The sequence below is a fragment of the Leptolyngbya iicbica LK genome (genome assembly GCF_004212215.1).
Taxonomy (GTDB): Bacteria; Cyanobacteriota; Cyanobacteriia; order Phormidesmidales; family Phormidesmidaceae; genus Halomicronema; species Halomicronema iicbica.
On the sequence record NZ_QVFV01000002.1, the window covers coordinates 1,081,939 to 1,094,442 of the forward strand.

General features: G+C 53.0%; 11 protein-coding genes. 2 read left to right on the top strand and 9 right to left on the bottom strand.

Annotated features, from left to right (window positions below; all coding sequences use genetic code 11):
* Positions 1–194 precede the first annotated feature (194 nt).
* From arcA to DYY88_RS11835, 6 genes are all read right to left on the bottom strand, one after another.
* Entirely contained in the window at positions 195–1,466 is a 1,272-nt protein-coding gene (gene arcA, locus DYY88_RS11810) for an arginine deiminase (protein WP_039727820.1), read from the bottom strand.
* A 45-nt stretch (positions 1,467–1,511) separates the two neighbouring features.
* A complete protein-coding gene (locus tag DYY88_RS11815) occupies positions 1,512–2,984 on the bottom strand; it encodes a basic amino acid/polyamine antiporter (protein ID WP_044151293.1) in 1,473 nt (490 codons plus the stop codon).
* A gap of 168 nt (positions 2,985–3,152) precedes the next feature.
* The gene (locus DYY88_RS11820) at positions 3,153–3,635 is read right to left on the bottom strand and encodes a hypothetical protein (RefSeq protein ID WP_130199408.1); all 483 of its coding nucleotides are present in this window, start codon (positions 3,633–3,635) and stop codon (positions 3,153–3,155) included.
* A gap of 57 nt (positions 3,636–3,692) precedes the next feature.
* The gene (locus tag DYY88_RS11825) at positions 3,693–4,187 is read right to left on the bottom strand and encodes a DUF1269 domain-containing protein (protein ID WP_039727818.1); all 495 of its coding nucleotides are present in this window, start codon (positions 4,185–4,187) and stop codon (positions 3,693–3,695) included.
* A gap of 86 nt (positions 4,188–4,273) precedes the next feature.
* Positions 4,274–4,663: a response regulator gene (locus DYY88_RS11830; RefSeq protein ID WP_039727816.1), complete on the bottom strand. Its 390-nt coding sequence runs from the start codon at positions 4,661–4,663 to the stop codon at positions 4,274–4,276.
* Between the two features lie 347 nt (positions 4,664–5,010).
* Positions 5,011–6,690, bottom strand: a complete 1,680-nt coding sequence (locus tag DYY88_RS11835; protein WP_052288502.1) for an alpha/beta hydrolase — start codon at positions 6,688–6,690, stop codon at positions 5,011–5,013.
* A gap of 361 nt (positions 6,691–7,051) precedes the next feature.
* Between DYY88_RS11835 and DYY88_RS11840 the strand changes: the two genes are divergently transcribed.
* Entirely contained in the window at positions 7,052–8,686 is a 1,635-nt protein-coding gene (locus tag DYY88_RS11840) for a mechanosensitive ion channel family protein (RefSeq protein ID WP_201279028.1), read from the top strand.
* Between the two features lie 95 nt (positions 8,687–8,781).
* Positions 8,782–9,078: a GNAT family N-acetyltransferase gene (locus tag DYY88_RS11845; protein ID WP_052288500.1), complete on the top strand. Its 297-nt coding sequence runs from the start codon at positions 8,782–8,784 to the stop codon at positions 9,076–9,078.
* A 174-nt stretch (positions 9,079–9,252) separates the two neighbouring features.
* Here the strand turns inward: DYY88_RS11845 and DYY88_RS11850 are convergent, their stop codons facing one another.
* From DYY88_RS11850 to DYY88_RS11860, 3 genes are all read right to left on the bottom strand, one after another.
* Positions 9,253–10,044, bottom strand: a complete 792-nt coding sequence (locus tag DYY88_RS11850; protein ID WP_039727814.1) for an HAD family hydrolase — start codon at positions 10,042–10,044, stop codon at positions 9,253–9,255.
* A 272-nt stretch (positions 10,045–10,316) separates the two neighbouring features.
* On the bottom strand, positions 10,317–10,817 hold the full coding sequence (locus tag DYY88_RS11855) for an HIT family protein (protein ID WP_044151292.1): 501 nt from the start codon (positions 10,815–10,817) through the stop codon (positions 10,317–10,319).
* 360 nt (positions 10,818–11,177) lie between these two features.
* A complete protein-coding gene (locus DYY88_RS11860; RefSeq protein WP_039727812.1) occupies positions 11,178–12,329 on the bottom strand; it encodes a CobW family GTP-binding protein in 1,152 nt (383 codons plus the stop codon).
* Positions 12,330–12,504 lie beyond the last annotated feature (175 nt).

Consider the following 12,504-nt stretch of genomic DNA (forward strand, 5'->3'; position numbering starts at 1 on the left):
CGCAAGGAGAGGTTTGTTCACGTTGTGCTCAACAGTTTTGACTGACTTTGAGCACAACTTCCGATTCCTCTCCTTAGCAAGGAGAGGTCAGGTGAGGTTCTACAACCTTGCAAAGCTAGGCTCGATAATTCGGTTGTGGAGGCGCTAAACAGGTACCGTACCGCCGTGCGCCCTGGCTCAATTTTCTAAACCCTTTAGAAATCCACCGCATCGCGAATGATGGGGCAGGTCATGCAGTGACCGCCGCCGCGCCCGCGCCCCAGTTCGGCCCCGACGATGGTGACGACTTCGATGCCCTCTTTGCGCAAGGCGGTGTTAGTAACCGTGTTGCGGTCGTACATGACGACGACGCCCGGCTCTAGGCAGACCGCGTTGTTGCCGCTGTCCCACTGTTGGCGCTGCTCTTGGTAGGCATTGCCCCCCGTCTCGACCACCCGTAACTTTTTCAATCCCAAAGCCTGGGCCACGACCTCGACAAACGACTTGTCTTCTTTGACGATTTCGTAGCCGGGAGCCTTGTCACTGGGGTAGATGGAGAAGGGCACCACCTGATTCATGATGGGCGGGAACAGGGTGACGAGGTCGCGATCGCAGAACGTGAACACCGTATCCAGGTGCATGGCCGATCGCAGCTTGGGCATCCCAGCCACAATCACCCGCTCAGCGCCGCCTTTGGCAAACAAGTTCGCCGCCACCTGGGTGATCGCTTGATAAGAGGTGCGCTCACTCATCCCCACGAGCACAATCCCGTTGCCAACGGGCATCACGTCGCCCCCTTCAAAGGTCGCAGCACCGTGATATTCGGTCGGGTCGCCCCACCAAATTTCAAAGTCGGCATCGACAAAGTCGGGGTGGAACTTGTAAATCGAGGTGGTGAGAATGGTTTCCTCATGGCGGGCGGGCCAGTACAGCGGGTTCAGCGTCACACCGCCGTAAATCCAGCAGGTGGTGTCGCGGGTATAGAGGGTATTGGGCAGAGGCGGCAGCAGATAGCCTGCGTAGCCGTCATTCTCTTGGGCCAGCTTCAGCAGTTCACTGCCAAAGTCTTTGGGCATGTCGTATACCGCGAGGCCGCCGATCAGGTATTCCGCCAATTTCGCGGGGGGGAGTTCCTCCAGAAACGAACGCACGTCGTCGATCAGCCCTAACCCCACTTCGTTGGGCACCATGCGCTGGTCGAGAATCCACTTTTTGGCATCGGCAATGGCAACGGTTTCCGCCAGCATTTGATGCATTTCGACGACATCAATGCCGCGATCGCGCATCTTCAGCACAAAATCGGCGTGGTCGCGTTTGGCCATATCGACCCACAGCACATCGTCAAACAGCAACTCATCATTATTGCTGGGGGTGAGTCGCGAGTGCGCGAGGCCCGGCGAGCAGACCATCACTTTGTGCAATTTGCCCACTTCAGAGTGGACGCCGTAGGGTTTGGTTTTGGGTTGAGTAGGGGTTGTAGCTGTCATAGTGTGTTTGGGGATAAAGAGGGTGAACTCAACAGTTGAGCGGAATCAAAAAGCAATTTGTCCAGAAATCAGGCCGACCAGCGCGGTGATGGCCGCGATCGCGGCCACCGTAAAGACAAACCATTCCACAGGGGTAAAGATGCGCAGCTGCTGTTCGCGTCGGGCCAGGAAAAACAGAATCGTGCCAGGTGCCAAAATCAACGCCGCCAGCAGAAGCTTGTCCAGCCCCCCGGCCACCAGCATGAGAATGGCGTAGGCCGTGGCAATCAGGGCAATGATCAGTTCCCGATTGCGGGCCGAAGCGTCCCGTTCATAGGTCTCGCGGGTCAGTGCTAGCTTGAGGGCATAAGCGGCCACCGTCAGATAGGGAATCAGCGACATCGCACTGGTCAGTTCCAGCGCCAGGTCGAAGGCGTTTTCAGCAAACAGGGTCGTAATCAGGAACCCCTGCACGACCAGATTGGTCATCCATAGCGAGATGGCGGGCACCTTTTGCGCATTTTCCCGATTCAAAAAGTTCGGCATCAGGTTGTTCTTGGCGGCCATAAAGGGCACCTCAGCGGCAAATAGCGTCCAGGCTAGATAGGCCCCGAGGACAGAAATTAAGAGGCCAACGCTGACGAAAATATTGCCCCAACGACCCACGACCATTTCTAAAGCCCCCGCCATCGAGGGATTCCGTAACTCAGCCAGCTCGGCCCGTGGCAGCAATCCGTAGGGCAGTACCGTGACCATGATCAGCAGGCACAAGACGCCGACAAAGCCCAAGACGGTGGCGACTCCGACATCCGATCGCTTTTCGGCATAGCGGGAATAAATACTGGCCCCCTCAATACCGATGAACACGAAGACCGTCACCAGCATCGTGTCGCGCACCTGCGCCCAGAGCGGCTCGTCATACCCCTGTCCGCCTAGCAGATTGGCGGTGAAAACATCGAAGTTAAAGGCGAATAGCAGAATAAAGACAAACGTGAGAATCGGCACAATTTTGGCGATCGTGACGATGGTGTTGACGCCAGCCGCCTGTTGCACCCCCCGCAAAATCATGAAGTGAAACAGCCAGATGATGATCGACGAACCAACCACGGCGGCTACGGTGTCCCCATCACCAAACACCGGGAAAAATTCCCCCAATGTCGATTTGATCAGGACAAAGTAAGAGACGTTGCCCACGCAGGTGCTGGACCAAAATGCCAAAGCGGCGAGAAAGCCAATGTAGTTGCCAAATCCGGCTTTCGCGTAAATGAAGACGCCGGAATCAAGTTTGGGCTTGCGCTGCGCCAAGTTTTGAAAAACAAACGCCAGCATAAGCATGCCGACGCCAGCGATCGCCCAGGCAATCAAGGCGCCGACGACGCCAGTCGCCCGTCCAAAGCGGCCTGGCAAGGTAAAAATACCCGCCCCCACCATGGAGCCGACGACCAAGGCGGTGAGTGCCCAGACCGACAGGGTTTGATTTTCCTGCTCGGAACTAGAGGAGGTATCAATCGCGGAACTGTAGTCCTGTGGTGAAGTCATATTCTTCTGAGAGTGAAGTTCAGACAGATATCAAGCGAAGCCAGGGAATGTCATAATTGAGCGGCTAAATTTCCTTGTGCCAAGGGATGCAGCCCCGAGCTCATAGGGATAGTGTGGGTACGGTCATGCTTTTAGCTCCAGGCTTCTAGAATTCATTGCTGACCAGCCCTAGAACTGCTCCACTCCTAAAAAGCGGGTAGAGCTGTTATCGGTCACAGTGCTGCAATTGCTGTCAACGATTCGCGCGTCAAACACTTCGAGGCGGCAGGTGCCCGCAGTGTTGGAAATAACTCGCAGCGTTTCAGAAGAATCGAAGCTGCGCACCCGAGTCAACAGCACGAAGTTGTTCTGTCCACCGGGTTCGGCATTCCGGCGGGTAATGACGCCCCGATATTCAACTCGACTGGGCGCCCGGTTGCGGTTGCTGCTTGCCTGAGGTTCCGTCATCTCTAGACGAAAATTTTCACCGTCTAGGGTTAACAACACATTGGCATTGCGCCCCCTGGCAAAGACAGAGCCCTGGGCAACGCCTCGGCCCTGAAAAAACTCTTGATTGGCATTCGTTTGGGCGATCGCTACGGGAGCTTGCAGCAGCCCTACCACCGCTGCACCACCCACGATGCCCATGAGCAAATGGGACTGTTTCCACATTTCAAATCATCCAAAATAACTGAGCGATCGCCCTGATCTGCGTCAGAGATAGCGCTTTTACAGCTCTGCGCCAAAATCTTCTGCGAGCTTGGCCTCTTGCTCCGTCGTCAGGTTCGACTGCACCAGTTCGCCTCGCTCTGCTGGCGCAAACGCATCTTTCACCTTGTCCACCGTGACTTGCCCCGTCAGCAAAAACAGCGCCGAAGTCCCCTCGGTCACCTTTTCCCGCACTTGCTTGATGAATTCGTCATTGATGCCGTAGTCGGTAAACTTGCCTGAAACCGCTCCGGCGGTAGCGCCCACAATCATGCCAAACAGAGGGGTGAGAAAAATCAGACCAAACAACATGCCCCAAAAGGCACCCCCCAAGGCACCCACGCCAGCCGTGTTCACGGCCTGATAAGTTTTCGGCTTTTTACGCCCCTCCGGCCAGTACACGATCGCCGCGTCCATAATCTTGACGATTTCTTGTTTTTGCAGACTCTGTAGCTTCTTTAGAGCCTTCTCAGCACCATCGGCACTGTTAAATTTCCAAACTGTCAAAGTAGACATATTTTCTCCAGTAACTTATCCAAAGTCTCCGAGCAAAAAAGCACTTAATCAGACCATCAAGTCTTGAACGTTCATTTGAGGCAAACTCAAGGATCGGCTTCTTCCCACTTCATTAATTTGGCAATGTAATGGGGTAGCGTGGATGGATTAAATGGTTTCGCGATCGCCCCAGCAAACCCCATCTGACGAAGCTGATCAGCGGTAAAGAAAACGGCTCTCGACGAAATCAACAAGATCGGGATCGATTGCCGATGAGTGTGAGTTTTCAACTGCTCAATGAACAACAACGCATCCGTTTCAGGAGTTGATGTATCCACCAAAACCACATGAGGTTTCTGCTGTTCACATAAACAAATCCCCTCCCGAATAGAGTCCGAAAGCACTACATGCCAACCACCAAGTTCTCTTAGGCAAGCTCCTAAAACCTCTCGCAGGCTGGTTTCATGTTCGATCAATAAAATGGATCGAGTCGCCATAAATAACCCCTTCTACATATGGCAGGGGCAAGGTCAGAGGTTTCCCGACCGGGCAATATGCGAGTGATTTAGCCGGACCTCATTTCCTTAGCCATCAAGGTAGAACAAGAAAATATGAAACTAATAGCATCAAGATTCGAGTGCATCAGTGGCAAATAATCAGCCCAAATTCTTCCTCATCTCAGAGGATTTATTACCGGCAAGAGGGGTGAATGATGACAGATCTAGAACCCGCCACGACGAGCTATCCAGCCCAGTTTGAATCATTTTTCCGAGCTGCGATCGCCATCACAACTCAGCGCAAATCTTCAGACTCTATTAAATTTCAAGATTCATGAAGGCAGGAATTATGGTTCGCCCAAACCTGAGGACTCAGATAGGTCGCGAATCAAATGCATCGAAAAGGGTGGCTGACTAATGTAATTGACATAGGAGGCGGCTAAATAAGGGCGATATTCGTCGCGCTCGGCCACATGAGTTTGAGCAAACGCGACGACCAAGGCTCCGTAGTTACTTCTCAGCCAAGCTTGCGCCAGTTCCAACTCTAAATCATCTTCAATGGAGTAAATAAATTGCGACAGCGTGCGCGTCGATTCCTCACTATGCGCTTTTTGATCCACTAATAAGAAATATTTTTCTGGGGTTGTTAACCACGCAAACGTCACCGCCTGTTCTGGGATCACTGGCGTCACGTAATCATAAACGCCACCCGCAATTAAGGTGGGAACTTGAATTTTGGCGGTGCCACTCTGGCCAAATAAATTGCTGACGGTATTAAACGCCATGACCAACTTGATCCGCTCATCCCTCAAGGTGCCTTGGCTCAGCGCCGCCATATCTTGGGGCGAATTTTCTAACTCCAGGGCTCGACATTGCAGCAGTCGGGAAATATTAGCGATGAAGGCTGCATCCGGTTCACACTGGGCTTTGAGCCAGTCAAAATCTACCGTAGCTCCGGCATTGACCAGCACCGTGTAGCCCCCAAAAGAATGACCGATCGCCCCAACTGACTCGGTGTTGAGCTGTTCGCCCAACTGAGTCTCGTTCAATCGCTGTAGTTCATCCAATAGAAAGGACACGTCTTGCGGCCGATTCACAAATTCCCGCCGCTGAAAAAATTCATCCGCCAGCCAGGCCTCTAACTCGCGTCTCTGGGTTTCGTTGCTGCCGACATGTTCGGGCATGGCCACCGCAAAGCCATAGGAGGCCACATGCGCGGCGATATCTCTGAAATAGATGCGGCTATGGCCTAAACCGTGGGAAAACACGATGATGGGAATGGTTCCAGCATCGGCGTTGGGGACCTCAGGCAAAAACAAATCGGCAGGAACGGGGCGATCGCGACGCTCATCCACTAAATTTAGCGGGATAAATCGCACCGGATAGGGACCGCGATCGCGTAAATCTGGCAGGGCCGCATAGTCGGTCGGATTATTCTCAGCGTCGAGGCTGGATTGATTGACCACCGATGCTGTAAATGAATCGGTCTCCGCGATCGCCCGTCGGAGCTGACGATTCACCGCCAAGACCCGCAACAGATCCACCGTGATCGTCTCCGTCGGAAAGAGCCGCAGCAAATCGATCACAGAGCCGCCTTCGGGTGCTTGCATCGCCTGACTCAGGGCCGATCTGAGGGCCGTTTGCCCGTTGAGCCCACTCCCCGTGCGCACTGTTAAGCCCGTCGATTGCAACAGTCGAGTCCCCATCGGGGAATACAGCTTTTGAGAAAAGGCAACGGGATCCTCAGCTCTGGGGGTAGCCAGAGCCGCCTGAAACGTCGCCAGAGTTTCGTCGTCTAGCGATTGAAAAAACGGTGCCAGGTGTTCATCCACTGTGCCGTCGTTCGCAAAGGTTACCAGCGAAGACACCGGCACCGTCCGGCTCAGAAACCCAAATTGCAGCTTGACTCGCTCTGCGCTGAAGCCAGGCGTCGCTGGCACAACACTAATGGTTGCGGCAGCCACAATTCTCGCCAGCCACGACCACAGACGATAACGCGATCGGGCACCGGGAGCTGATGTGTTCATATCAGTTTCCTATGTTTGACAGCTACATTACTGATGCCACTCAGCCATCATCAAGACCATCAAACGGGCTCTAAAGTCAAAAACACCTCCCTATCCTCTCATAGATAAATGGCTAGTGAATTTTCGCGCATCGCCAGATTCTCTATCCCATTCGCTAGTGACATTCCTTAACAGACGCCTGCTGCGCCGCTGATCGAGTCATCCCGTGAGTTACCCTTCATCACGCCCTTCGCCATCCCGCCACCACTCCACGAGGCAGATATTATCTGGTCTGCCGGGCCTAAAGGTTTGGGCTGCAGTCAAGTATCCTGTCCTCGCATTGTGCGGCCTGGCCCTACTCATCCTGGTTAATTTAGTCAGTTTGCCTGCCGATGCCGTCGTCCAACTGCCCCCGCTAGTCCCACCCAGCAACCACACCTTACCCGCTGGGGTCGAGCAACAGGGCACCCTGGAAACCGCACCCGTCAAACTAGATGGCAAAACGCTATTTAGGATTGCCGCGCCAGCAGTGACTAACCGCAGCGACCTGGGCACTCAGGTGCCAGTAGAGGTCCGAGCCAGCCAAGTTGAAGGCAACCTCCAACGACTCTTACCTGACACGTGGTCTCATGAAACCGCAATTCAGCCAGCTAACCTCAATGTTGTCGTCGAGACTGTGAATGGCTTTCCCGTCTTGTTTGCCGAAGGAGCGTCCTTTGCTCAGCCGCGGGTAATTCTGACCGTCACCGATGCCGACGCTCAATACTACGGCATCAGTCAAGCTGAGTTAGCCAGCCAATGGCAGGATGAACTGGAGCAAAATCTGCGTCAGGCATTGGAAATTCGTCAACCAGAAGCCCTGAGACAGACCCTGAGAACCTTTTTCAAGGTATTGATCGCGACTATTTCAACGTCTCTGTTGCTGGGCATTACCTGGATGGTCCTCGGTCGTCGAGAAAAAGCCCTACGCCAGCAGCGTCACTGGCAGTCATCATGGTTGCAAACGCAGCCAGCTAGCACAGAAATTCTTGAAGCAGATCAAGCCACACCATCCCCCACTCAGGGACTGATCTACTTTCTCAGCCTGCAGCGGCGGCTGCAATTCGTGCGCTTTTTGCGATGGCTAAACTTTTGGGTTGTGGCGTTTACTTGGGCCATTGGGTCAGCTTATGTCTTCAGATTGTTTCCGCAAACCCGGCAACTTGCTCGCAAGTTAGTGATCGCCCCCTTAGTGCTGTTGATTGCTTGGTTTGTCATCGGGCTAATCAATCGGTTGATCGATTTCACTGTCGATAAATTTATCCAGCAGTTGGCCGAAAGCCAGACTCTAACTCAGGCCAATCTGCAACGCATCAACACCATCACGAAAGTGATCAAAGGGGTCAAAGCAGTTCTGGTGTATGCCATCGGCGTACTGCTGGTATTGCAGTGGTTAGAACTCGTGCCTGGTTCAGTATTGGCGCTAGGAACCGTATTAGCGCTGGTCATTTCCTTTGCCGCCCAAAACCTGATTCGTGACTTGGTAAATGGATTCATGATTCTGCTCGAAGACCAGTACCGGATCGGCGATGTGGTCAAGATTGGTGAAAAAAGTGGCCTGGTGGAGACCTTTAATTTACGAATTACTCAACTCCGTAATCCTGACGGCAATTTGATTACGTTGCCCAATAGCTCGATTGTCGAAGTCGAGAATTTTTCTCGCGACTGGTCACGGTCAGATTTTCGCGTTGAAGTGGCCTATGACACCGATGTCGATCTGGCCCTGGCCATCGTGCGAAATACTGCCGAAACCATGGCCCAAGACCCTGACTGGCAGGCGCATATTTTGGATACGAGTGAGTTCCTTGGAGTTGAGCATTTATCCCATCAGGGTATGGTTATTCGGATTTGGGTCAAAACTGTGCCAATTCAACAGTGGGTCGTAGCGATGGAACTGCGCCGCCGTCTTAAGAAAGCGTTTGACTTGCAAGGTATTCGTATCGGCATTCCTCAACAACTTTGGATACAAGACAATTGAGGAGTTGCAGCCAATCGCTGATGACATTCAACCGCATCCCTCTTGAAACCTGGGGTTTGGGGATGTTTCCGATTAGCCTGTCAATAGGATTTTGGATGAGTTCCAATTCTCTTGGCCGGACACAAATTTCCTTCTATTCACGGTTAGGGCAAACGGTCGATGGGTTCTTTGCAGATCCGGAAATGCGGGGCCAAGGGGTCGGGCGATCGCGGATGGATCATGCTGTTCAGCTTCGGGACACCCTTGACGTTGAAGTATTTGAGCAGACCGCGATCGCCCGACGGTTTTACGATCGCTACGGGTTTATCCCGGTGGGTCAGTCTTGCCACGACGAAACTGAACAAACGCTCATTCAAATGGAGTGTATCGAACCCGATGCAGTGGCTCAATGAACCGCCCCACTGGCAACAAGACGACGTTGGCATAGCTGCTCCAGAGGAGCGTCGCTTAGCCGTCAAAACGGAGCGTTGCTGGGTGGGAGATGATTTTTAAGGTGATCAGAGAAGACACTTTGAGGATTTAGTCATGCAATGTCCCCGGTGTAATGCCTCTAACCTCTCTATGCATTATTGCGAGATGACGCTTTGAGTTAAGTATGTGACAGCACTACTTAAGTCGCGGCAAACCTCTGTGGGCGAAAACCCTTTGAGATATAAAGCGCTGCGGATACCGCAGGTCAACGCCAGCGTTGGCAAATCAAACGCTTGACCAGCGCTGATATCCGCTTCCGTATCGCCCACCATCCAGCTCTGGCGGGTATCAAATCCGAGGCGGTTTTGCTCTGCGATCGCGGCCTGCAGGTGAGCAATTTTATGCTCTGTCCGATTGGCATAGGCCGTCTCAGCGTCATCCGAGCCGTAGATTTGGCTAACCATCGTAGCCAGGTCATACTGATGCAAAAAATCTAAGACTTGGGATGACTGGCGTAGGGTGACAATCACGATTCTGATGCCGCGATCGCGCAGGTTAGCAAACGCAGCTCGCACCCCTGGCTGCAACTGGTCTTGGTGGAGCAGGGTCGGCTGATTTACTAAAGCGGGAATGCGCTGCAAAAAGTCATCAATTTGGTGACCTGATAGTCCCGACCAGTCCGCAATGGTCGTATCGGGCACCCGATTTTGCTTCATATACCAAAATTGGGCTTTGGTCAGTCGTCTCACAGGCAGCGCCATCTGCCGCCGGGCGTAGTCGGCTTGGGTAGCTTTGAGCGCTAAACAGTAGGTGTGATAGTAGCGATCAGAGACGTCAGCAATCGGCCCGTCGAAATCACAAAATAGAGTACTGCCAGCCGTCAACTTAAGCGACGTCCCCGCAATTGAGGAGAGTGAAGTTGCAGACCGGGACACAACATCCTGCATGGGCCAAACCTTAAGAAAGATTAAAAAACGTTACCGATTTTCTACACTTTAGCAGTCCCATTCTCAAACGAGGGGGATGATTAGCAGGTTTCATATAGGCCAAGCTTATTCCTTATGGGTTAGGAATAAGTTTTAGTGGATTTTACGGAAGCCATGTGGGGACGATCGCCCTCAAAAGACAACTCACGGTTTGAGGGGCTCCGTGACAACTTCTTTAGCAGTTAGCGATCGCGAATATCCTGAGCGAGCCATCATCCACTGACGAAAGGCAATTAATGGGTGGTGATGGAACCTTGATGCGCGATGGCCTCGTAAGCGGCCCGAATCTTATCGGCAATGTCAATTACGGTTTGCGCATCGGGGGGATTTTGGAGCGATCGGAAAATTTGGAGCTCTAACCCTTGCAGCCCTAATTCGGTTTTGCCGGCGAAGCGAGGTTGCAGCACAAAGTGGATGTGGTAAGGCGGTTGGTCAACCCAAGAATTGATATAGATGCGCTCGGCTCCCAATGCCATCTGCATCGCCTGGGTCATTTGCTGCAAAAACGGCCCGAGGGAAGCGGCTTCATTGGGAGAAAGTTCCCAAAAATTTTCGCGGTGGGCACGGGTTTTGATGACGATCGCCCCTGCCCCATGCTTGCCAATGCAGTGATCGGCTAACCACCAAGCGTTTTCAGCAATGATGCCCCCTGGCACCGTACGACTGCCATTCACAATTTGGCAGGCCAAGCAGTTGGCAACGGGGGCAGGAGCAGGGGAGTGAGAATGATGCATCTCAATGAATTGGATGAGAACGGGCACAACTCCGGCATGGAGTATGACGCAATTATCTTACGGGGTGTGTCTGAGAGAGCCGCATTCCGCACAAGGACTGTTACAAAGCGCAGCCATGGAAGTCAAATCTATGCCCCACAAAATAGCGGCGGCATACTGCTTGAAGTCTGCACCAAAGGGCGACGACCAAGGAGCGACACGGCATCAAGAGACAACAGCGGCATAGCTGTTTTCAGGGCTTAATCTCAATCCAGAGATCGCACAAGTCAGCCGCCATTCGGGGCAGAAGCATTGGGGAGCACCCACCGCGCCACCGGACTCAGCGGGCGAGACGACCCTCTCGGTACTCAGGCACGCGCTTTAGCCGAAACCTTTGCCGCGATCGCTAGAGGGTAAACAGAGACAGTTATTCAGCTGTTCTCGCAGCGCCGCGTGATCGAGATTTTGGCCAATGAGCACGAGTTGGTTTTTGGGCTCACCCTTCCACTGATCATCATCCAGGGAAAAGCGCTTGCCGCTGAGGTGGAAGATATGCCGCTTGGGGCTTTCGTCAAACCAGAGAATGCCTTTGGCCCGGAAAATATTCTCCGGCAGCTGATTGTCGAGGAAGTGCTGGAACTTACGGATGGCAAAGGGGCGATCGCTCTCAAAAGAAATCGAGGTAAACCCATCGATCGCTAAGTGATCGGAGTGGTAATGGTGATGCTCATGGTCATGATCGTGGTCATGCTCACAGTGACCATGATCGTGGTCGCAGTTGCTGTGGTCATGGTGATCATGCCCGTGGTGGTCGTGATCATGATGCTCGTGATCGTGGTCGTGTTCAGGGTCATGATCTTGACCAAAATACTGGTCAGATTCGAACAGACCGACACTCAAAATCAGTGGCAGCGGCACTTCGGAGCGAGTGGTCCGAATGATGCGAGCCCCTTCTTTGACGTCACGGATTTTGACTTCGAGCAAATCAAGGTCGGCTTCATCCACGAGATCTGCCTTATTCAGCAGCAAAATGTCCCCGTAGGCGATTTGGTTGTATGCGGCTTGGCTATTGAACAAATCCAAGCTGTAATTCTCAGCATCGACGACGGTAATGATGGAATCGAGCCGCGTGAGATCCCGCAATTCCGTCCCTAAAAAGGTCAGGGCGATGGGCAACGGATCGGCGAGCCCGGTGGTTTCAACCACGAGGTAATCAATTTTATCTTGCCGTTCGAGCACTTTGTACACGGCATCCATCAGGTCGTTGTTGATGGTGCAGCAAATGCAGCCGTTGCTGAGCTCGACCATGGTGTCGTCGCTGTCTTCGGTGGTGATTAGCAAGTCATTATCAATACCGATTTCGCCAAATTCGTTCACCAGTACGGCGGTCTTCAGCCCTGCTTGGTTGCTCAAAATGTGGTTGAGCAGGGTAGTTTTGCCACTGCCCAAAAAGCCAGTGATGATGGTGACGGGCATGCCATGCTTGGCTTCTTCCATACCCGCAGCTGGGTTAGACGTAACGACTGAAGTCATAAGCTACTGCCAGAATTCGCGACATCTTCCATCATAATGTCGATTTTGTCAGGCGATCGCGATCGCATTCTCTAGGCGATGAATTGAACCCATCAGCACCGCACCTGACCAATGGAAGCAATGTGTAGCTTCTATTACAGTTCTCATGGTGCGGCGTTAGCATCAAAACACAGAG